Genomic DNA, 21,701 nt, shown 5'->3' on the forward strand with positions numbered 1-21,701 from the left:
TAGGGTCATAGCTTCCCAAGATAGATCCCTTTATGACTCAGACTTCCCAATACGATTTTTGGGTCAAACTGGCTAGCCGCGCTTCCGTGGCTACCGCTTTGATCCTTATTCTTATCAAGATGTTCGCTTGGCTTTATTCCGGCTCTGCCAGTATGTTGGCATCTTTGACGGATTCCTTTGCCGACGCACTCGCTTCCATCATCAACTTTATTGCAATTCGTTACGCGCTTGTGCCGCCGGATCATGACCACAGATATGGCCATGGTAAGGCTGAGCCGTTAGCGTCTTTAGCGCAATCCGCTTTTATTATGGGCTCCGCCTTCTTATTGCTTTTTTATGGTGGCGAGCGGTTATTAACGCCCGTTCCCGTCGAAAATGCCACCATAGGAGTGGTGGTTTCTGTCATCGCGATTATTATGACTTTAGCTTTAGTGACGTTGCAAAAACGCGCATTAGCGGCGACAAAAAGCACTGTGGTCGAAGCTGATTCACTGCATTACAAGTCAGACTTATTTCTTAATGGTGCGGTACTGTTAGCGCTTGTCCTATCCCAATATGGTTGGTGGTGGGCTGACGGTTTGTTTGCAGTAATGATTGCATTCTATATTGGTCATCAAGCCTTTGGCTTGGGCTATCGCTCAATTCAAGCCTTGTTAGACCGAGAGTTAGACGAAGAAACTCGCCAGCAAATCACGCAAATCGCGATGGAAGATCCACGGGTACAAGGGCTGCATGACTTACGTACTCGTCAGGCTGGCAAAACCGTTTTTATCCAATTCCATTTAGAGCTTGATGGCAATCTGAGTTTGAATGAAGCCCACAGTATTGCCGATACGACAGGGATAAAGGTCAAGGCCGCCTTTGAAGATGCCGAGGTGATTATTCACCAAGACCCAGTCAAATCTGAAGTCAACGAAACATAAAGTAAGGGCAAGCGATGGCATGGATGCAGAAGCAAGGTCACAGATGGGATCATTCCACTCGATTGATATGTCGCTATCAGAGGCTATCGACTCGCTTTGAGTTGATAGTCGAATCTGAGATTCGTGATGTTAGCGTTCCAGCAGATGCGGAAATTACGGTTTCAACTCAAGCGCAGTCCTCGAGAGTGAATCAAGCAGATAGTACAGTCACTCCTGTGATAGCGGTGGCTTGGAGTCAGTTAGTCCTGCGTAAACATCTTTATTACCTACCGCAGAAAATTGATTTCGAAATATCTAACCAAACTTATCGAGTCCATATCTGGCCATTATTCCTTTGGCGCACCCGTATTACTTGCGTGGTGACTGGCAGAGTTGTCGTATCCGAATGTTTGGATGTGAGAAGGCGTCGTTCCCTCATCCGTTGGCTATATGCCAGTTTTATAGGATTGTTGCGGGTGCTAAGTTAACATCGTTAATTGTTTCAATTTAAACAGTATACTTACAGTAAATATGGTTTTGCTACATAACGAATAACTAAGATTTCCATTTTTCGACTCAAGCTGAATCAATGCTGTATGGTTTGTATTTTGATAATTTAAACCATGACACTTCTTAATTGCTTATTGTAATATCCGCGCTGTCTAATACTTACGTTAAATCATTAGGGAAATATGATGAACAAGTTATCAATTGTTGCTATCTCTTTACTATCAGCATTCGCGGCTACTCAAGTATCTGCTGCAACCGACACTACTGGATTTTATGTGGGTGGCGCATTAAATAGAGTCACAGCTGATGCTTTTGATGGTTCAGAAACCGGTACTGGTGTGGGCGTATACGGTGGCTATAACTTCAATGAGTGGTTTGGTTTAGAAGCTAACCTGTTCGCCACTGGCGACTTAGGCGATAAGGATGTTGATATTAGTGCTGGCGCATTAAGCTTCACACCTAAATTTACTGCACAAATCAATGATATTTTCTCTGCCTATGCCAAAGTGGGTATCGCATCTATGGCTGTGAATGTTGATGGCTATGGTTACGATGAAGACTTTACTGGTTTTGGTTGGACTTACGGTGTAGGCGTTAATGCCGCCGTAACAGAACACTTAAATATCCGTGTAAGCTATGATGTCACTACGGGCGATTTAGATGCAGACCGTAGCTATTTAGGATTAAAAGATATAGACACCGATATTAAGCAATTCGCTGTAGGTGTGCATTATCAATTCTAATTTCTTTATATTTGGCATATTTAATTAATGCCAATGAAAATGAAATGAATTTCAAATAAAAAGGGATATGAAAATATCCCTTTTTATAGTTATTATGTCCCGTCCTGAAATACGTTGACATAAAGAGGACTTCTTTATGACAACATCAAGTAACTCAAGCCGTAAGCGTACTCAACGCGATTACACCTTAGCTTTTAAATTAGGCATTGTTGAACGTGTTGAAAAAGGCGAAATGACTTACAAGCAAGCGCAGACTCGTTTTGGCATTCAGGGTAAAACAACGGTACTCGTCTGGCTGAGAAAGCATGGTAAACTCGATTGGTCGAAACCCTTTCAGCATCCCCTTATGCCTCATTCAAAAGAAACCCCAGCCGAAACTATCAAGCGCCTTGAGCGTGAGTTAGCCGAAGCGAAGCTGCGTAACCAAATTCTCAATGGTATGGTCGATATCATGGACAATGAATACGGAGCCGGCCTCAGAAAAAAGTACTTATCCGGTATCTCTGGCAAGCCAAAACCCAAAGCAAAATAAACCTTGCCGTTGCGTGTCGCGCCGTCGGTATTTCACGGCAAGGTATTTATCAGGCTGTCGCCCGAATGGCGAGCCGAAGCGCTGAGCTATCGGTCATCAAAGACTGGGTCTAATATTGGCGTAACTATATGCCACGATTGGGGACGCGTAAGCTCTATACTTTGATACAGCCTAAGCTGGTTGAACATGATATCAAACTCGGGCGAGACGGGTTCTTTACCTACTTGAGAAGTGAAGGCTTGCTAGGGTCTGTTGATCTTTGCTGTGCAAATGTTGCTCAGCAATACATCGGCAGCCACATTAACATAAACGCCAGTGACACCATACTGGCGTAATTTCTTGCTAGCTTGTCATATCTTGTTGATATTGCTCGATAGTGTTTAATTCTTCCAAAAGCATTCTCCACTAAATGTCGATACCGATATAAGCACCAATCGACTCTTTCTTGAGGTGTATTCTTATAGCGGCGCCTTGGAATAACAGATTTCCCGCCTTTATTTGCGATAAGTTCACGAAAAGCATCACTGTCATAACCTTTATCTGCAATGACGGTATCAACCTGCTTCAGGTGCTCAATTAAGCTGGGGGCGTGTGTAATATCGTGTTTTTGGCCTTCTGATAATTCGAAATAAATCGGTAATCCTCCGCTGTCGACGGCTAAGTGAATTTTGGTTGAATTACCGCCTCGACTTTTACCAATACTCTCATTATTTAGCGTCGCTGCACCTGCACTGTGCTGGTGAGCCCGCACTATCGAGCCATCAATAAAGACCCATTCTATATCAGCAAGGTTGGCTAAGGCCTTGAATAAATGTGCTAGAACGCCTTTTTTAGACCATAAATGAAACCGTCTAAAGACCGTGCTCCAATGACCGAACTCTTTAGGTAAATCTCGCCAAGGGATACCTGTTCTAAGGCGGTAAAGAATACCTTCGAATGTTTGTCTATGTTCAGGTTTGTCATAAACACGGCCTGTGCTTTTCATTAAATGAAATAGCTTTTCCCAGCGTGCATCGGTTAGCATAAGTCTTGGCATGGTTTGAGGTTATGGTTACTTTTGGCGAAGCAAATTATAACGTCTTGCCATGCTGTCTAAAAATCACTCTCGAAAGATCAACAGACCCAGTTAAGCCCAAGAGAAGTTTCACAAAAACGACATTCAGCAAGCATTGGATGAAGAAGCATCCCAACCTGCTGAAGGAAGAGGGACTACACGATGCCGAGCATGTACTGGTCAGCGATATCACTTATCTCGAATCAGACCAAGGCGTGCACTATTTGTCACTAGTGACCGATGCCGCGACACGTAAGATAGTCGGTCATCACTTGAGTTCGGACATGAAAGCAGAAAGCGTAGTGAAAGCACTGAAAATGGCGGTCAAAGATAAGCGCTATAGCGCTAATGCGGTCCATCACTCAGACCGAGGCTCGCAATACTGCTCAGCCGTTTATCAAGATGAACTGCAGGCCAACCATATTCAGCCGTCGATGACAGACGGTTATGATTGCTATCAAAATGCGTTAGCAGAACGAGTAAACGGGATCCTGAAGCAGGAGTTTTTACTCTACCGGTGTAAAACGCTGGAAGAGTTGAAGAGACTTGTTAGAGAATCGATAGCGATATACAACGAAATGAGACCGCACCTGAGTTTGGATATGGAAACACCCAATCAGGTGCATAATAGAAAAGGCCAGCTACTGGAGCTGGCCTAGAAACTGTCAACCTATCTTAGGACGGGACATTATTAATATCTCTGTATTTCTGTATCTCTGTATCGCTATAACGAGTAATAACGTTATTTTATTTACTCAATCCATCGACAGCTCTTTGAGTTTTCGCGTTAAGGTATTTCGTCCCCAGCCTAAACGTTTCGCCGCTTCTTGTTTATGGCCTTGAGTATGGCGCAGTGCAGTTTCTAGCAGTATGCGTTCGAAAGCGGGTTGTACCTCAGTTAATAGATCGCTGTTTCCTTCCGAGAGTTTTTGATCTATCCACTCAGTCAGTGCCGATTGCCAATCTTGGCTGCCTTTCGCCGTGTGGGTGACACTCACAGGATCTTTCAGTAATTCTGGCGGTAAGTCTTGGGGTAAAATTTCTTGCCCCGATGCCATAACGGTTAACCAGCGGCAGGTGTTTTCGAGTTGTCTGACATTACCGGGCCAAGGTAATTGGGATAGTTTTACCGCGGTTTCCTTGGTCATGATCTTAGTTTCCACGCCAATTTCCTTTGCTGCCGAGGCGAGGAAATGGGTGGCGAGTTGGGGAATGTCCTCCCGTCTTTGTGAAAGTGGCGGCAAGTGCACGCGGATCACGTTGAGGCGATGGAATAAGTCTTCCCTAAAGCCGCCTTTTTGCACTAATAATTCAAGATCTTGGTGGGTCGCCGCTATGATACGCACATCCACTTGCACTGCATTATGACCACCGACGCGATAGAACTGACCGTCGGCAAGCACTCTGAGTAATCGTGTTTGTACATCTAGCGGCATGTCGCCGATTTCATCTAAAAAGAGCGTGCCGCCGTTAGCTTGTTCGAAGCGACCTTGGCGCACATTGGCTGCGCCAGTGAAGGCACCTTTTTCGTGGCCGAATAGCTCAGATTCGATCAAATCCTTAGGGATCGCAGCCATGTTCAGCGCGATAAATGGCTTATCTTTACGTGGGCTGTGTTTGTGTAATGCACCCGCCACGAGTTCTTTACCTGTCCCAGATTGGCCATTGATTAGCACGCTGATGGATGATCGTGAAAGCCTGCCTATGGCGCGAAACACTTCCTGCATCGCTGGCGCTTCACCTATGATTTCGGGTGTTTTGACTTGGGCTTCCTGCGCGGGTGCTGGGCTCTGTTCAGTGGCATGGGTGAGTGCGCGCTCGACCAGAGAGATCGCCTCATCGATGTCGAAGGGTTTAGGCAGATACTCAAATGCGCCCGCTTGATAGGCACTGACGGCGCTGTCTAAGTCTGAGTGCGCCGTCATAATGATCACGGGAATATGGGGATAATGTACTTGCAATCGTTCGAGCAGGCTTAACCCGTCTGTGCCTGGCATACGTATGTCCGACACTATCACGTGCGGTTGCGATATTTCTAAGGCCTGCCACAGGGATTCGGCGGCGGCAAAGCTGGCGGTACTGAGCTTGGCACCTTGAAGTGCCTTTTCGAGTACCCAACGTATCGAGCTGTCATCGTCGAGGATCCACACTTGTTCACTAATTCGCATCTTGCTTCCTCATACGGTATGGGTAGGTACTGTCGAAATTATTTAGCGCCTAAAATCGGTAATGAAATGATGAATTCGGTGTGCCCAGCGCTGGAGAGGCAATCGATTCTTCCCGAGTGTAAACGGGCAATATTATGGGCAATTGAGAGGCCTAAACCTGAACCTTGCTCACGACCTGTCACCATTGGATAAAATAATGTGTCCATTAGCTCGGGCGGTATACCGGGGCCGTTGTCGATAATCGATAGGGTTAACACTAGCTTGTGACGCTGTGAACCTATGGTGACTTGGTGTTGAGTGCGAGTGCGGATCAAAATCTCGCCACCGGTATGCTCAAGCGCCTGCACCGCATTTTGTAAAATGTTGAGCACGGCTTGCTGCATTTGGTCTGGGTCCATCTCGATATCGGGAATGGATGGGTCGTAATCCCGTTTGAGCTGTATGTTAGCGGGCAGCGCCATTTCAACTAATTTATAGACCTTTTGCACCACTTGATGGATGTTGTGCAGACTGTGCTGTGTTGGCCTTTGGGGGCCGAGCAGGCGATCCACTAAATTACGCAGCCGATCGGCTTGCTCTATGATGAGGGTAGTGAATTCCTTTAGCGCCGGATCATCCAGCTCCCGCGATAACAATTGCGCCGCACCGCGCAGGCCGCCTAAAGGATTTTTGATTTCATGGGCTAAGTTGCGCACCAGAAACTGCGCCGCTTGCTGCTGGGCATCTTGACTCAGCTGCTGATGAATGCGTCTTTGTTGATCGACTTGGCGCAGTTCGAGCAGGCTGAGTTCAGCCTCGTCATCGAGGGGAATAAGGGTTAAATCAACGGTATGGTGCTGACCATCGAGCGTGACTAGGGCCGCCGTATTGACCGTTAAACCTTGGCCAGCTTTTACCGCATCCCTCAATAACTGGGCTTCGACACCGAGGATTTGATAATGCTCAGGCAAAGCTTGTTCTACGAGTCTATGGCTGCCAACACCTAATAATTGCTCTGCTGCTGCGTTGGCATAACAAGGCTTAAGATCCTTATCTATGACAAGTACAGCGGTAACTAAATGATTGAGCAGTGTCTCTTTATCCATCGACCGTTCCTAGAAATAGGGTTGCACCACTATGGTGCACCAATCTGGTGCAAGCTGCAACTTGTCTTCATCAAACGGTTTAGTCTGGGGCGGTTAATCTAACTCTATGTATTTAAAGTTCTTATACTAACTCTAACTATACAAATAGCGACATTAACGCTTAGCTGCTTGATGAAGAAATATCTTTCTTGGTGAACTTGATGCAAAGACTTTGCCGTTTTGAGTCAAAGCGTCAACGACTAAGGTATGTTCACCTCGGTCGATGTTTTTGAGTTTGAAGGTACCGCCAATTTGCGGTTGACCGACGGGGGTGCCATCGAGTTTTAGGAGCATTAAATACTGGCTTTTTAGCTCAGGGGTGATAGTCGCAACGACGTCGAAATCACCATTATTATCTCTGACGGTTTCTTCTTCTGCTGGGGAAGTGATATTAACTTTATATTGAATAGATTCAATTGCTTGGTTTGCGTTATTTGAGTCTATTTTGGGCAGAGGAAGGGCAATTTGATTTAAGGTCTTCTCTTTTAGCTCAACGACTTGGGCATTGGGCTGCGGCTCATCTGAGTAATGGACTTTACCATCTTTATCGACCCATTTATAAACCGTCGCTTGCGCTAACATGCTAAATAGCACTAAGCCGATGAGTGTGAGTGAACGCATGCTAAAGTCCCTGTAGCCTTGAGATAGAGTTAATCAAGATTAGTCTCTTTTACATCAAAAATCATGGTGTTTGTTATGCGGCGTCGCCATATGGAAGGCGCAAAGCGCGACAGGAAAGGGGAGCTAGAAACCGGACTGGGTTGAACGAACTGAAGTTCGGGCACACTAATGTGCCCGAACTCGAGTTGTAAATTACACGCTTGCGTCGAGTTGTTTCTCGATCTCACTCGCTTTAACCCAAGCGGCATGTTGGGATAATTGAGTGGCATAGCGTTGAATGTGTTCGAATTTTTCGAGGTCGCCACTGTTAGCCAGTAGCTCCACCACGAAGGACATCATGATATCCGCACCTGTGAGCTTGTCTGCAACCAGATAGGTTTTACCGGCCAACATATCATTGAAATAGTGGCTTATCTTACTGACTTCTATCGCGGCATAACCTTCAAGGAAGTTGGTTTTACAGCCGTCCTTTTGCACGAACATACGCAGTAACAAAGGTAGCATGGCTGAGCTTTCGGCAAAGTGTAACCATTGCAGATAATCGACGTAGTCAGCGCTGTATCTTGCTGGCGCTAAGGTGTCTGCCGCATATTTTTCAACCAGATACTCAGTGATCGCGCCTGACTCGGCAATCACTTGACCGTCCATTTCGATAACGGGTGATTTGCCTAACGGATGAATTTGCTTGAGTTCGGGTGGCGCGAGAAAAGTCTGACTATCACGCTGATAACTCTTAATTTGATAAGGTTGACCGAGTTCTTCTAGCAACCAGATGATACGTTTAGAGCGTGATTTATTGAGATGGTGCAAGGTGATCATTGGCTTCCCTTTCGACTGTGAGAGTACATTTTTAGCTATCGCACCATTATGGTGCGATAGCTATTTCTACCGCATTTAGCACACTCGAGCTTGTCATTATTCACTTCAAGCTAAGTGTGTCGCGTCATTTATCGCTTAGCCTCTGGCGTTCAGTTGCGCGACTATGGCCTGAGCAACGGCTTCGGATGATCCTGGGTTTTGACCTGTGATCAAATGGCCATCTGCGACAACAAAGCTTGTCCAATCATCACCTTTGACATAAGTGCCGCCGTTTTTCTGTAGCATGTCTTCGACTAAAAATGGCACGATATGAGTAAGTTGCACGGCTTCTTCTTCAGAATTACTGAAACCGGTAACGCGCTTGCCGCTGACCAATGGCTTACCATCACTGGCTTTAGGGTGCAGCAGTGCCGCAGGCGCATGACATACTAGCCCTAGGGGTTTATTCGCTTGATAGAACTGTTCAATCAAGGCAATAGAATGTTGATCTTCGGCAAGATCCCACAGTGGGCCGTGGCCGCCTGGATAGAAAACCGCATCATAATCAGCTGCGTTAATTTCACTTAAGCGAGTGGTATTTGCTAGCAGTGCTTGTGCCTCAGGATCTTTGCTAAAGCGCGCAGTGGCTTCGGTTTGAAAGTCTGGCTCATCACTTTTTGGATCGAGCGGTGGTTGACCGCCCAATGGCGAGGCTAAGGTAATGTCAAAACCTTTATCTTTAAACTCATAAAAAGGTGAGGCGAATTCTTCGAGCCAAAAGCCGGTTTTTAAACCTGTGTCGCCAAGTTTATCGTGTGACGTAAGTACCATTAATATATTCATTTTCATACCTTTACCTAAGTTGCTCACATCAATACGTGTGAGCTTTGGGTTTAGTTCATTTGACGTTATAGGGCTAAGGTCAAAATGTCACGGCTCATTGCTGGGTTAATGTTGCCATGTTCGCCGAGTGCCACCATGCCGTGCAGTTCAAGCTGTTTCACTACGGTATCAACGTGGCTGGCATCGAGATCATAGGCAGATAAATGTGTCGGTATGCCCATGGCTTCGAAGAAAGCCTTAGTTTTTGCAATAGCGGCATCGATGCGCTCGTCATCGGTACCTGTGTTGATGTGCCACACTCGGTCTGCGTACTGGAGTAACTTTTCGCGCTTAGCCTCTTTGGTACATTGCAGCAGGGCAGGCAATACGATTGCCAATGTACGCGCATGGTCGATGTCGTAAAGCGCAGTCAGTTCATGGCCTATCATGTGGGTTGCCCAATCGTGCGGAACGCCTACGCCAATCGTGCCGTTGAGTGCCATAGTGGCGACCCACATTAAGTTAGCGCGAATGTCGTAGTCTTCGGGTTGAGCCAATACCTGTGGACCAAGCTCAATCAAGGTTTGTAACAGACCTTCGGCAAATCTGTCCTGTACGGCGGCGTTGACTGGGTAAGTGAGGTATTGCTCTGTGATATGCACAAAAGCATCGACGACACCGTTGGCCACTTGGCGCTCTGGCAGAGTGAAGGTTTTCGTCGGATCGAGTATTGAGAATTGTGGATAAACTAAGTCATTACGGAATGGCAGCTTAGCTTGCAGTGATTTACGGGTCACTACGCTGGCGTTGTTCATTTCTGAACCCGTCGCAGGCAAGGTTAATACTGAGCCAAAAGGCATAGCTTGAGTTACTTTTGCGCCCCAACTAGTGAGAATGTCCCAAGGTTCACCTTCGAATACTGCTGCAGCGGCAACAAATTTAGTGCCATCGATAACAGAGCCACCACCCACTGCAAGGAGGAAGTCGATCTTCTGTTCGCGCACTTGGGCGACGGCTTTCATTAAGGTTTCATAGGTTGGGTTTGGCTCAATGCCATCGAACTCGACGATGAAACGATTGCCCAATGATTGTTTAACTTCATCTAGCGTGCCGGTTTTTCTGGCGCTGCTGCCGCCAAATAGGATCATGACTTTAGCATCGCTCGGTACTAAAGCATCAATTTCGGCGATAGTGTCTTTACCAAAACGGATACGGGTTGGGTTGTAATAGTTAAAATTTAGCATGGATGATTTATCCCTTATTACTTTAAGTGAGCTACTTTAAATTAGCAGTGTTAAATGCGCTGCGTTAATTAATCGCTCGTTAAATTAGTAGACCAGTCGTCTAATTCTGGGGCGTGAAAATGTATTCTTTAAAAATCTAGGCTGACTGATATCAGCAAATATCGGTCTTGAATCGGTATTAAGTTAAAGGGCCGTTTTAGGCGTTAAAATAGCTTTAGTCGTCACGAGCGCACGTTCGAGTGCCGCGGGGCTGTGGCCTAACTTGTTCATTAAGCTGGCACCTAACCACATGTGATACAACATTTCAGCGGTCGATTGCGGATCTTGCTCGGCGATTGAACTGTCGTTTATGCCAACTTGAACACAAGTGGTTAACCTGTCTATGATGCCGGCGGAACCTTTAAGTAAGGCAACTCGCATGGCTTCGGATAAATCGGCCACTTCAGCACTGAGTTTCACGACGAGGCATTTTTGATCTACGCAGCCATCAGCTTGTACGTGCAACCATTGTTGCCAGTACTGCATCAAGCGTTGATAGCCCGTCAGTGTTGAGTTATTGAATAATGCGTCTAAATCTAACTGATATTTCTCAAAATAATCAGTTATGAGCGCTTCACCAAATTGTTCTTTGGATTTGAAGTAATGATAAAACGAGCCTTTAGGCACTTCGGCGGCCTGCAGCAGTAGCGATAAGCCGACGCTGGAGAAGCCTTTTCGTACGATCAGCTTATAGCCGATGTCGAGAATGTGCTGGCGAGTGGATTGAGTTTCAATTTTCATGTGGTCTAGGATAAATCAAAATAGACCGGTCGTCTAGTGTTGTTTTTATCGGCGATATCAACATGCCCGATTTAGTCTTCTTTAAGTCGCGAGGTTTAAACTGTCTTGGGTCTGCCTAATAAAGCTATCAAATTGATAAAAAGCCAGACGGATAAAGTATGCAGAGGGTGAAATTGTGGCAAGGAGAAATGGTTCGGTAGGACAAAATACCCACAGTGTTGAGATAAACCGTCACTGTGAGCATTAGATTCATAATTGATATTGAAACTTTTACTCAATCAAGATGATTACAGGTAGCTGCAACAGTACTCTGCAATGGCTGTGTTACGAATTTTAAAGCTGACATTTGCAGCCAGTTCAAACTGAGTTCCTTCGCTAAATTCTTGCCAAGTGGTCGTTTCTGGTAGTAACACCTCAAAACGGCCGCTAATCACTTCCATGATTTCGCCTTGAGAGGTCGAGAACTCATACTCTCCTGGCTGCACTACGCCTAAGGTTTGCTTACTGCCATCGGCAAAAAATACGCTACGACTGGCAACTTTACCATTAAAGTAAATATTAGCTTTTTTAGATACAGACACTTGCTCGAGTAAACTCATTATTAATCCTCTATAAATTGGCTTGGCATGAATTTATATGCATATTTAATAAATTTCAATGCATCATTTGTCGTGTGGATATGCGTACTGAATATAAGGTGATGCTAACGTTCGGTTTATAAAGTGTTTTCCACTATATCATTTTGTTTGAAATGGTCGGTATGGCTTGGCTGTCATTTAAAGTTATTAATCATTTTTCTATTTAAAAATAGTTGGTTGGCAGCATTTTGGTGAACTTTTGATGAAAATAGTCTGCGTCGCTTTGTTTAGCTGAGATTCTTCTCCTATAGTTTTAGGGCAGATTTAATTTTGCAAAAAGTGAATGAATGGAATTAGAAGCGCGACAAGGAGTCTCACCATGGGTTTTACTCGTAAAATTCAGCTGATCAGTTTATTGATTGTCCTATTACCCCTCATATTTGCTACCGCGATAGTGACTTACATTGCTCGGGATGAGTTATTTGCTGAGGCTCAGTCTCGTTTAGTGGCGGTGCGCGAGATCAAGCAGCGACAGATTGTCGGTATGTTTCAGGACTTTTCAGATAACCTGCAGGCTGTCAGTGCGGTGATCGCCAGCCAAAAAAGCCTCGATACTATCTCCGACCTTGATGAGACCTTAAAGTCGTTAAATAAGTCTTTAGGTTTCTATGATCTGTTCATCATTCGGGATGACGGCACTGTGTTTTACACCGCCGCGAAGGAGTCTGATTTCGGCACAAATCTTCGCACTGGGCCTTATCATGATTCGGGATTAGCGCAGTTATTCAATAAGGCTTTGGGGTCTACTGGTACTGTATTACTGCAAGACTTCTCCGCATACGCTCCTTCAAATGGCCAACCGGCAGCATTTATTGGTCAGTCGATTCAATTCAATCAGCAAAGATTGGTGGTGGCGGCCCAAGTATCAATTGACCGCATCAACCGAGTTATGCAGATCCGCGAAGGTATGGGGCAAAGTGGTGAGACCTATTTAATAGGTCCTAATAATCGCATGCGTTCCGATTCTTTTCTTGACCCGAACAATCGCACTGTGACCGCTTCCTTCGCTGGAACGGTTGCCCAGAATGGTGTCGACACACTTGCGGTGAAAGAGGCGCTGGCGGGTAAGACTGGTGTGATGCAAGTGAATGATTACAATCATAATCCGGTGTTATCTGCCTATTCTCCCGTTGTTGAACTTGGCTTACGTTGGGGCTTGATGGCTGAAATTGATGTGAGCGAAATCGCTGCGCCTGCCTATAGAATGCTATTTATCGGCTTATTTGTTTGCGTGGCGGCCTTAGTGCTGGCATTCGCTGCTGCTAAGTTAGTCACAGGATTTGTGTTGAAGCCACTCGGCGGTGAGCCTGAGGACATGTGCAATTTGACCAGCATGATCGCCTCTGGGGATCTCACCCATAATCTGCCCCATGTTCAAACGGATAATCATCTGATGAGCTGGTTGGCCCGGATGCAAACAAAGCTCAAAGAAATCATTAGTCAGCTGGTGGGCGTTGGACATGAACTCGAATCCGCCGCTGAACAAAATTCTGCCGCTATGACCCAAGCCGATTGCAGTATTCAGATGCAGGCGAAAGAAACCGATATGTTAGCAACCGCAGTCGAAGAAATGAGTTATGCCGCCGCGGAAATCAGCACGAATACGCTTAAATCCTCTGATGAAGTCTCTGCCTGTACTCATTCGAGTGAAATTCTTTCGCAAAATTTAGCCAGCACACGTAAAAGCTTGAAAGTGACCTTGAGCAGTTTTGCGACCATACATCAGCAAGTGGGCAGCCTTGAGGCCGACAGTCAGAAAATCGGTTCGGTATTGGCTGTGATTAATGCCATAGCCGAACAAACGAATCTGCTGTCACTTAATGCGGCGATTGAAGCGGCGAGAGCTGGTGAACATGGTCGTGGCTTTGCCGTAGTTGCCGATGAGGTGCGCCAGTTAGCGGTTAAGGTTCAGTTGGCTACTCAGGATATTGGTCAAGTGTTAAAAGGCATTCAGCAGCAGTCTGGCGTGTTGGCGCTGCATAGTGTGACTTGTACTACTGAAGCCTCTAAAACAGCAGAAGATGCCGATGGCATGCAAGCCGCAGTGGATGACATCGCTTTACGTTTAGAAACCTTAAAGGCATTAATGATCCAAACCGCCACCGCCGCGGAGGAGCAAACAACGGTTTCGGCAACGATTGCACAGGGGATTGCGGGCTTGAGCGTGGCGGCGGAAGAAAATAGCGCGGCGATCAGCCAAGTGGCAGCGAGTACGCGCAGTTTGTTAGGGTTAGCAAATCAGCTTGGTTTAACAACGGCACAGTTTAAGGTGTAGGTATTTGCGCTGTATTTGCCGTGTTCAACTTTAGTTGATGCTGCAAAGATGACTGAGCTTGATGTTACACATCCGCCAGAAATGGATTTCTGGCGGATATTTTTATTGAGACTTCAGCGGTTTATTCCATGAGAGAGCATTAACGCTTACGCCAAATTGTCATTTCGGAGATGGAATGTTGGAATTTACGTTTTGTCTCGCGGATGACGAAGGGAATCTCCTTCACTGCGACCAGCTCAAATTGGCCGATCAAGGTTTCGGTCAAGCCATCTAAGGTGGTGAAGTTCTCTCCTTTGACTTTAACACCACCGAGCCATTTATCCTTCGGCGTATAATCCTCCAGCCAAGTGTACGGCGAAGCAATAACAAGGTATCCACCTTGATTAATCCGCTGGGCAATACTGGTTAAAAAGTGCTTAGGATCGTTCAGTCTGTCAATAAGGTTTGAGGCATAAACCAAGTCATAACCTGTGTAGATCGGCTTTAAATTACAGGCATCACCCTGCATAAAGTTGACTTTTTTCGCCTCAAGGCCATATCCAAGCTTAGCCAGACTCGCACTCTTAAATTCCTGTAAATCGCCTTCGGTACGTATGGTGTAACGTTTTTCACCTTGTTCAGTTAGGGCATAGGCCTGTTGAATAAAGCGTGCCGAAAAGTCAATACCATCAACATGATCAAACACTTTTGCCAGTTCAAAACTCGCTCGACCTACGGAGCAGCCGATGTCGAGGGCTTTGGCGGTATGGGTGAGTTGAATTTCACTGAGTGCTTGCTGCACGCCATTGACACAGAAGTTAGCAACCCCGAAATATTCGGCGCCATAGTGGAATTCAAGGTATTGGGAAATCAGTTCATCAGTTTCGTACACATTGACCTCGGCCATTTGGGCGGGATTTTGCGTGGATTCCACATAGCGGAAGCCAGCGTGTTGATAAAAATGTCGACGAAACGCATAGCGTGACGAAGCAATGGCTTCATTACCTGTGGAGATCCACGAGCCACCTTTGATGAGATTATGCTTACCATCGAAGGTTGGAGTAGAAAAATCATCGTAGAGTGGATGCACGGCAAAACCGTTAAAACCGTCGATTGCGGTTTCTGTCCATTGCCAAACATTACCGACAATATCGAAAAAGCCATTATGTTCGAAGCGATTCACTGGGCAAGAAGAGGCGTAATAAGCCAAAGCAATATTGCCCGGCACTTCGTGCCAATCGGGCGCATCGGCGGGCACATTCTCGCGTAAGATGTACCATTCGGCTTCCGTCAGTAGGCGAATGTTGCTTTGATTTTGCTCGGTTTTCCAATTGCAGAATGCCTTAGCTTCGAGTTGATTCACTTCTACAGGCCAGTTTAATGGCAGCGGGATTTCTTCCGCTAAGTTACGTTGCCACCATTTATCTTGTTTTAAGCGCCAAAAGCGCGGCATTTGAGCTTGGGTGTAAGCGAGCCAAGCTTGGCCTTCTTCATTCCAAAATTGGGGTGAGCGATAGCCGCCAGCTTCGACGAATGCGAGGTACTCTTGATTCGAGACTAAGAATTTAGAGGCCTTAAAGTCGGCAACATTAAAGATTTTATGGCCGTATTCGTTATCCCAGCCGTAGGTTTCATCTTGTTCAGTTTTACCTAAGGTCACTTTTTGCCCTTTTACTGCCAGTAAACTGTTGGCTTCGGCGACGGTGAAGTCTTGGCACGCAGCCCAGAGGCTGTTGGGGGCGACATGTTCCAGCGGTAACTGACGGATGATAACCGATGAGGTTTCTAAGTGAATACGCTCGTGTTCAACGCCCATCAAAATGATCCAAGCTGGGCTGTCTTGAGTGATCGGCAGCGTTAGAGGCATTTCATCAATCACGCGATTGACGACAGCATTAACTTGTTGGCGATAGCTGCGCACTTCTGTCACGTTCGGCCATGGGTAATGTTGCTCGTTCAGATCGTCCCAAGACATCTCATCGACACCAATGGCAAACATGGATTCGAAGTTATCGTTTACCCGTTCGTCGAGAAATTTGCCGAGTTTGAGTTTGTTGATATAGAAAGTGGCCGTATGGCCAAAATAAAAGATCAACGGATGGCGCAGCGGCTCAGCTTTGAGGTAATAGGCGCTATCTTCTTGGATCAAATCAAACAGTGACTCGTACAGAGCCCATGTCTGATTAAAGTACTGCTTAAGCTCTTGACGCTTTCCTGCCTCAGTTTCACCAATTAGCTTAAGGGTTTGAGGGGGTTGCGTTATGGGCTTATCCATAGGCAAGTAAACTCCGTATTTATCGGCCTGCGGTGCAAGCATGGGAATATGAATCTATCGTGTGTGACTCTATACGCGATTACTGGGCTCAGGATCACTTTGTCAGCTTAATGTGTCGATTTGAGGCAAAGTGTTTTACAAACTAACAGAAACACGAATTGAGTCCAACATCAGCCACTGGCACTAAAACATCTCAGACATGACCTTTGGAGTTAAGATTATCTTACAAAGGAAGTGAGCACGGCGTTTCGTGTGCCATCCTTTTTAGGATTAAAATTATTTTATCCCTGAAGAGTATTTTCTCTGTCGGGGTTAAGGCAGAATGATCCCGTCCGTAAAATTATTATGCAGGATATAACGGGATGACAATTAACGCATTATGGATACCCGCCTGGTACGAACTTGATCAATCGATCGTAGTGGGTGTGACTGAGGAGTTTGTCTTTCATAAGACTGTCGCAAACGAGGCGTTAACGTTTTACAGCGGTGCAAAGGGGAGCGATGCCGTTAAGGCAATGGGAACCATTTCGGCCATTAAACATAATGTCTTGGGGGACATTGAAAGTGTCGATGCACAGGGGCTCGATTATACGCTGGTATTGCAAGATGGACGGCGTTTGTTAGTCAATGCTGAGGAAAATCCAGGATTGATTTATGAGTGGGTTGATGACAGTTGGCAGCCGTCAGATATGGTCATCACAGATTGGACGTTGGCAGTACAATTTGCGTCTTTATCACCATTGACGCCAATAAAGTAATTGAAGATTTATGGTTAAGTGACTAAATAGGTAAGTGCAGTTAGCGCTCGGGATCCGACGTTGACTGCACTTTTACTAGTTCTGCAAGTTGTTGGTATTCTTTTTTAATTTCTGTGACATATACATCGTGAAAATCCAGCTCATTAAACTCATCAAGGCAGAGCTGGTAACGGCGTAGCTGCTCAGCTTTTTCTTCAGCGGTATCCCATCTTTCCATTAGCATAGCGTTTGATTCCATTCATAAATTTAATTCCTTATTCACTTCACATATTTTAACGACAGTTATTGCTATTTAACTGAGCTGGTTGGAAGTTTGTTGTATGCATTTATGCTGTTGGGTGTTATGCAATATAAAAATTTATTTTAAACAGAGGGTTGAGGTGGAATAGTTGGTTTTACCGTATGGTGATGGACTTTTTTCCTTATCTTATTCGGGACAAATGCTTACACAGGCGTCAGCCATAGCCTGATGGTGCTGCTATCTTGATGATTGGATTGTACCAGTGAGCATTTTGCTCTAGATTGATATTTCTTTGTTTTCATCTTCTGGCCTTGAGTCTTTTTTGCCCTTTGGAGCAGCGTAATGGCGAATATTTTGTTAGTTGCCAATCTCAACTGTGATCGGATTTTACTGCTTGATAAACCTTTAAAAACAGGTGGGCGTTTCCATTATCAAGATGGTGGACAAAGGCTCGGTGGCGGCGGGGCAAATACCGGATTAGGTTTAGTTTGGGCAGGGCATAGCGTCGCATTGGTGAGTCAAGTTGGCCGTGATGACATGGGAGATTGGCTCATTGCAGAAGCCAGCACTCAAGGACTCGATTGCCGTTTAGTGCAGCGCCGAGCTGGTAACACTTGCGAAATGCTACTCGTGATGACGCCAGATGGTGAACGGACGATTATTCGGCCACAAAGACCCATATTTGAGTTATCAGTGCCGCCGAAATGGCAACCATGGGACGCGCTGTATTTTAATACTTCCGCTGAGGGTTCGGTCAGTTGGGCAAAGACAGCCTTGGAGCATTGCCTTGTGGTCGCGCAATTAGCCAAAGATGACAGGCAGAGACCTTGTCATATTTTACTGGCATCAATGAGTGATATCCAAGGGCGTTGTGATGGCGCCTCTTGGGAATATGGCAAAAGCATTGGCGGTGAGTGTCTGCGTTACTTTATTGTCACCGATGGCATCAATGGGGCTAAGGTTTACACGCACGATCAAGTGCAGCATGTCGCTGCTATCCCTGCCACTGTTGTTGATACCACAGGCGCTGGTGATGCCTATGCGGCGGGACTTATCCATAGTCTATGCACTGGTCAGTCGATTACCGAGGCGATGGCTGAAGGCGCTGTTTGGGCTGCATTTGCGGTTGCAACCGATAGTTCTATTCCGGGTGAGGCACTGAAACAGTATTTAGAGGCCAAGCAAATAGCATGATAAATCTGCGGATGAGCAGTTTGAGTCATCTTTCTGTCATACGGTCTTGCTAGAGTATGTCTTGTGGCGCATAGCTCTTGTCCCTTAACGTTTTCTTGTGCTTTTCTCCCATTTATTGGTTAGTATGTTTTTTGCCTCGTTTCCCCAACGAGGCATTTTTTTGCTCAAAATAAAGTTATTCCATCGCAGAACATTCATAAAGCTGAAATGTTGTGCGGCCATGGCGCAATTGCGTTAACATTTATTCAACTAAAATAGTTATCGTGACATTAAAATAATAAGCCACTCAAGGTGTTCTGTAGTCTTTGGAGTTGAGAATGGGCAATAACGCTTGGAATGATAAGAATAAATTTATTTGGCTGCTCTCTGTTTTGCTTTTAGTCGCCTTCTTAGTGACCAGTGGTATCAGTTATAAGGTGGCCCATGACTCACTGAGTCAACAAATCGAGAGTAATACCCTCCCGCTCACAAGTGACAATATTTACTCAGAAATTCAACAGGACCTGCTGCGACCTATCTTTATTTCATCCTTGATGGCGCAGGATACTTTTGTTCGCGATTGGACATTAAGCCACGAGCAAGAGCCAGAAAAACTGATCCGTTACCTTAAGGAAATCCAAGAGAAATACGATACAGTTACCAGTTTTTTTGTGTCAGAGAAAAGTCGGCATTATTACCACTCCACGGGCATTTTAAAACAAATCCAAGATGTTGAGCCCGATGATGCTTGGTACTTTCGAGTGCGCTCTTTACCCGAATCTGAGCATTATGAGGTCAATATTGATGCTGATACGGCGGACCGCAGTAAAACAACCGTATTCGTAAACTATAAAGTTTTTGATTTTGAAGGCAAATTTATAGGCATTACCGGTGTGGGTTTGGCGGTTGAAAAGGTTAAGTCCCTCATCGAGCTTTATCAAAAACGTTATAACCGTCGAGTGTTCTTTACCGATCGGCAGGGCAATGTCACTTTGCATGGCGATGAATATGATGGTGCGGATTCGCTGCAAACCAGTCCAGGGCTTGAAAATTTAGCGACGCGTATTTTAACCAGTCCAAGTGCGGCTTTTAGCTACCAGAGAAATGGTAAAACCGTTTATCTCAACAGCCGACTAGTCCCTGAGTTTAAGTGGTACTTGATTGTTGAGCAGGAAGATGCGCCTCAGGAGCGGGAGTTACTGAATACTTTTTGGGGCAACTTGGGCTTAAGCCTAATGGTGACCCTAGGGATTTTATTTATCTCCAACATGACCTTAGGTCGTTATCAGCGCAAATTAGAAGTAATGGCGTCTACCGATAAGCTTACTGGCGCCGCTAACCGTCAGGTATTTGATGAGTACTTTAGGCAGGCGTTAGATAAGGCTAAGTTGGCACAATCGCCGATTTCAATACTCTTGCTGGATATTGACCACTTTAAAAAAGTGAACGACAGCTATGGGCATGGGATTGGTGACTTAGTATTAAAAACCATGACGAATATGTTGCGTGGCGCGCTGCAGCAACAGGATATTTTATGTCGTTGGGGCGGCGAGGAGTTCTTGATTTTACTTCCGGGGATGGATTTAACCCGAGCGGCAGAACTGGCTGAACAGATCCGTGAGCTTATTTTTCAGCGGGAAATTAAAGTGAATGGATTACATATTTCTATTACTGCCAGTATTGGCGTCGCCGAGCATCAGGCGCAAGAGCCTGCAGAAGATCTGATCAAGCGTGCCGATCTGGCCTTGTATCAGGCTAAGGAAGCCGGTCGAAATCAAGTAGTGTTGAATCATTCATAGATTCAGCCCCGTGCCTATTGGTGGCAAGATGTCGCCTACTTTTATGAGTTATTGAGCGAGTTGATTGTGTTACTGGCGTATCGCGGTTTACACTCTGGCGGTAATGCGAGATGGGTTATGGATGGGGGGGTACAGATGTCAAAGTTGTTGATCAATAAGTTATCTGGATTGTATTTAGGGACGCATCTGCAGGCAATGGCAGGTGTCGCCACAGGTATTGATGGCAAGCAAGCTGCTCAACAACTGCTAGTACATGTTAGCCATGTCGAAGGGGACGCACAGGCCGATCCTAAACACCATGGCGGACTCGATCGCGTGTTACATCATTTTCCCCGCGAGCATTACGGCCAATATCGGCGTTGGGATTTAATTACTCAACTCGAAGATGCGCCCAGCATGGGAGAGAACATCAGTACCGTTGGGCTGAACGAAACCCAAGTTAATATTGGTGATATCTTACAAATTGGCGCCGTAACAGTGCAGGTCACTCAGCCGCGTTCACCTTGCTTTAAGTTGAATCTGCAATTTGGGCACAAAGAATTTGCCCTCGCTATGCAGCAGAGCCAATTATGTGGTTGGTTTTATCGAGTATTAACGCCTGGGATTATTCAGTTAAACGATAAGATTGAACTGGTTGAGCGCCGTACGGACATTAGTGTCGCCGAGGCTATGGCACTCTATTTTTCGCCAACGTTTAATGCCAGCGGCTATGATCGTTTAGTTTGCTGCGAGGGATTAGCGCAGAGTTGGGTGAATAGCCTACAACGCCGCTTAGCATCACAGACAGTAGAAGATTGGCAAATGCGCTTATATGGGCCGAGCGGTAAATAAGTATTTATATCCATAATGATAAAACAGGGATGACCTTATGATTGAACCCGTTACAAAAAGTGATAAAGATTTTGGCTTGTTGGTATACGCCTCAAGCTTTGTTGGATACTTAGTGCCGCTGGGCTCGATTCTTGGTCCTTTGATTATCTGGCTGATGAAGCGTGAAGAGTCCGCATTTGTCGATCAATGTGGCCGTAGTTGTTTGAACTTTAAATTGAGTCTGCTGATTTATGTAATCATCAGTGGCGTACTCGCTTTGGTCGGGATAGGTTTCATCTTTCTAGCCATACTCGGCATATTCGATTTGGTGTGCACTGTGCTGGCGATTATTAAGGCCAGTGAGGGTAAGGTATATAAATATCCATTAACGATTAAATTTATTGCTATGGATTAATCGCCTCTTTGAGTTAAAGAAAAACGCCTTAGATGTTTCC

Annotated in this window: 20 protein-coding genes and 2 pseudogenes; 11 read left to right on the top strand and 11 right to left on the bottom strand. The window is 45.7% G+C overall.

Translation table 11 applies throughout. The features are described from left to right. Positions 1–32: 32 nt before the first annotated feature. The 4 genes and pseudogenes from BM607_RS18160 to BM607_RS18175 form a co-directional block, all read left to right on the top strand. Positions 33–923, top strand: coding sequence for a cation diffusion facilitator family transporter (locus BM607_RS18160; protein WP_011845522.1), 891 nt, complete (start codon positions 33–35; stop codon positions 921–923). Positions 924–937: 14 nt separating this feature from the next. Next, positions 938–1,390, top strand: a complete 453-nt coding sequence (locus BM607_RS22300; RefSeq protein ID WP_071940492.1) for a hypothetical protein — start codon at positions 938–940, stop codon at positions 1,388–1,390. A 207-nt stretch (positions 1,391–1,597) separates the two neighbouring features. After that, complete coding sequence (locus BM607_RS18170) at positions 1,598–2,155, top strand: porin family protein (protein WP_071940491.1); 558 nt, start codon at positions 1,598–1,600, stop codon at positions 2,153–2,155. A 136-nt stretch (positions 2,156–2,291) separates the two neighbouring features. Then, a pseudogene (locus tag BM607_RS18175) lies at positions 2,292–2,932 on the top strand (IS3-like element ISSba4 family transposase); the annotation flags it as partial. Between the two features lie 32 nt (positions 2,933–2,964). On the opposite strand, the gene BM607_RS18180 reads toward BM607_RS18175, so the two are convergent. Continuing rightward, positions 2,965–3,723 (bottom strand): IS5-like element ISSod6 family transposase, encoded by a 759-nt coding sequence (locus tag BM607_RS18180; protein WP_087486575.1) that lies wholly within the window; start codon positions 3,721–3,723, stop codon positions 2,965–2,967. 89 nt (positions 3,724–3,812) lie between these two features. Here BM607_RS18180 and BM607_RS18185 point away from each other — a divergent pair. Beyond that, positions 3,813–4,400 (top strand): annotated as a pseudogene (locus tag BM607_RS18185) (IS3 family transposase); the annotation flags it as partial. A 96-nt stretch (positions 4,401–4,496) separates the two neighbouring features. Here BM607_RS18185 and glnG read toward each other — a convergent pair. The 8 genes from glnG to BM607_RS18225 form a co-directional block, all read right to left on the bottom strand. Continuing rightward, positions 4,497–5,909 (bottom strand): nitrogen regulation protein NR(I), encoded by a 1,413-nt coding sequence (glnG, locus tag BM607_RS18190; protein ID WP_006079736.1) that lies wholly within the window; start codon positions 5,907–5,909, stop codon positions 4,497–4,499. A 38-nt stretch (positions 5,910–5,947) separates the two neighbouring features. Continuing rightward, complete coding sequence (glnL, locus tag BM607_RS18195) at positions 5,948–6,994, bottom strand: nitrogen regulation protein NR(II) (RefSeq protein ID WP_071940490.1); 1,047 nt, start codon at positions 6,992–6,994, stop codon at positions 5,948–5,950. A 153-nt stretch (positions 6,995–7,147) separates the two neighbouring features. Continuing rightward, positions 7,148–7,654: a DUF4124 domain-containing protein gene (locus tag BM607_RS18200; RefSeq protein ID WP_071940489.1), complete on the bottom strand. Its 507-nt coding sequence runs from the start codon at positions 7,652–7,654 to the stop codon at positions 7,148–7,150. Positions 7,655–7,846: 192 nt separating this feature from the next. Continuing rightward, entirely contained in the window at positions 7,847–8,473 is a 627-nt protein-coding gene (locus tag BM607_RS18205) for a glutathione S-transferase (RefSeq protein WP_071940488.1), read from the bottom strand. A 135-nt stretch (positions 8,474–8,608) separates the two neighbouring features. After that, positions 8,609–9,301, bottom strand: a complete 693-nt coding sequence (locus BM607_RS18210; protein ID WP_063884940.1) for a type 1 glutamine amidotransferase domain-containing protein — start codon at positions 9,299–9,301, stop codon at positions 8,609–8,611. A 59-nt stretch (positions 9,302–9,360) separates the two neighbouring features. Further along, positions 9,361–10,518 (bottom strand): iron-containing alcohol dehydrogenase, encoded by a 1,158-nt coding sequence (locus BM607_RS18215; protein WP_071940487.1) that lies wholly within the window; start codon positions 10,516–10,518, stop codon positions 9,361–9,363. A gap of 183 nt (positions 10,519–10,701) precedes the next feature. Continuing rightward, positions 10,702–11,298, bottom strand: a complete 597-nt coding sequence (locus tag BM607_RS18220; protein WP_071940486.1) for a TetR/AcrR family transcriptional regulator — start codon at positions 11,296–11,298, stop codon at positions 10,702–10,704. A 287-nt stretch (positions 11,299–11,585) separates the two neighbouring features. Beyond that, complete coding sequence (locus tag BM607_RS18225) at positions 11,586–11,897, bottom strand: pyrimidine/purine nucleoside phosphorylase (protein ID WP_071940485.1); 312 nt, start codon at positions 11,895–11,897, stop codon at positions 11,586–11,588. Between the two features lie 358 nt (positions 11,898–12,255). On the opposite strand from BM607_RS18225, the gene BM607_RS18230 reads away from it, so the two are divergent. Further along, on the top strand, positions 12,256–14,211 hold the full coding sequence (locus tag BM607_RS18230) for a methyl-accepting chemotaxis protein (protein ID WP_006086534.1): 1,956 nt from the start codon (positions 12,256–12,258) through the stop codon (positions 14,209–14,211). Positions 14,212–14,350: 139 nt separating this feature from the next. Here the strand turns inward: BM607_RS18230 and ovoA are convergent, their stop codons facing one another. Continuing rightward, positions 14,351–16,465 (bottom strand): 5-histidylcysteine sulfoxide synthase, encoded by a 2,115-nt coding sequence (gene ovoA, locus BM607_RS18235; protein ID WP_071940484.1) that lies wholly within the window; start codon positions 16,463–16,465, stop codon positions 14,351–14,353. 362 nt (positions 16,466–16,827) lie between these two features. Between ovoA and BM607_RS18240 the strand changes: the two genes are divergently transcribed. Continuing rightward, on the top strand, positions 16,828–17,223 hold the full coding sequence (locus tag BM607_RS18240; protein ID WP_071940483.1) for a hypothetical protein: 396 nt from the start codon (positions 16,828–16,830) through the stop codon (positions 17,221–17,223). Positions 17,224–17,263: 40 nt separating this feature from the next. On the opposite strand, the gene BM607_RS18245 is transcribed toward BM607_RS18240, so the two are convergent. Then, positions 17,264–17,446, bottom strand: coding sequence for a hypothetical protein (locus tag BM607_RS18245; protein ID WP_071940509.1), 183 nt, complete (start codon positions 17,444–17,446; stop codon positions 17,264–17,266). 360 nt (positions 17,447–17,806) lie between these two features. On the opposite strand from BM607_RS18245, the gene BM607_RS18250 reads away from it, so the two are divergent. The 4 genes from BM607_RS18250 to BM607_RS18265 all read left to right on the top strand — a co-directional run bounded on the left by BM607_RS18250 (position 17,807) and on the right by BM607_RS18265 (position 21,661). Beyond that, positions 17,807–18,658, top strand: coding sequence for a PfkB family carbohydrate kinase (locus tag BM607_RS18250; protein ID WP_071940482.1), 852 nt, complete (start codon positions 17,807–17,809; stop codon positions 18,656–18,658). A gap of 317 nt (positions 18,659–18,975) precedes the next feature. Then, positions 18,976–20,436, top strand: a complete 1,461-nt coding sequence (locus BM607_RS18255; protein WP_071940481.1) for a sensor domain-containing diguanylate cyclase — start codon at positions 18,976–18,978, stop codon at positions 20,434–20,436. A gap of 135 nt (positions 20,437–20,571) precedes the next feature. Beyond that, the gene (locus tag BM607_RS18260) at positions 20,572–21,267 is read left to right on the top strand and encodes an MOSC domain-containing protein (RefSeq protein WP_071940508.1); all 696 of its coding nucleotides are present in this window, start codon (positions 20,572–20,574) and stop codon (positions 21,265–21,267) included. 37 nt (positions 21,268–21,304) lie between these two features. Then, on the top strand, positions 21,305–21,661 hold the full coding sequence (locus tag BM607_RS18265; protein WP_006079751.1) for a DUF4870 domain-containing protein: 357 nt from the start codon (positions 21,305–21,307) through the stop codon (positions 21,659–21,661). The last annotated feature ends 40 nt before the right edge of the window (positions 21,662–21,701 follow it).

Origin of the sequence: Shewanella sp. SACH, from assembly GCF_001887095.2 — a bacterium.
In the GTDB taxonomy this organism is placed as follows: domain Bacteria; phylum Pseudomonadota; class Gammaproteobacteria; order Enterobacterales; family Shewanellaceae; genus Shewanella; species Shewanella baltica.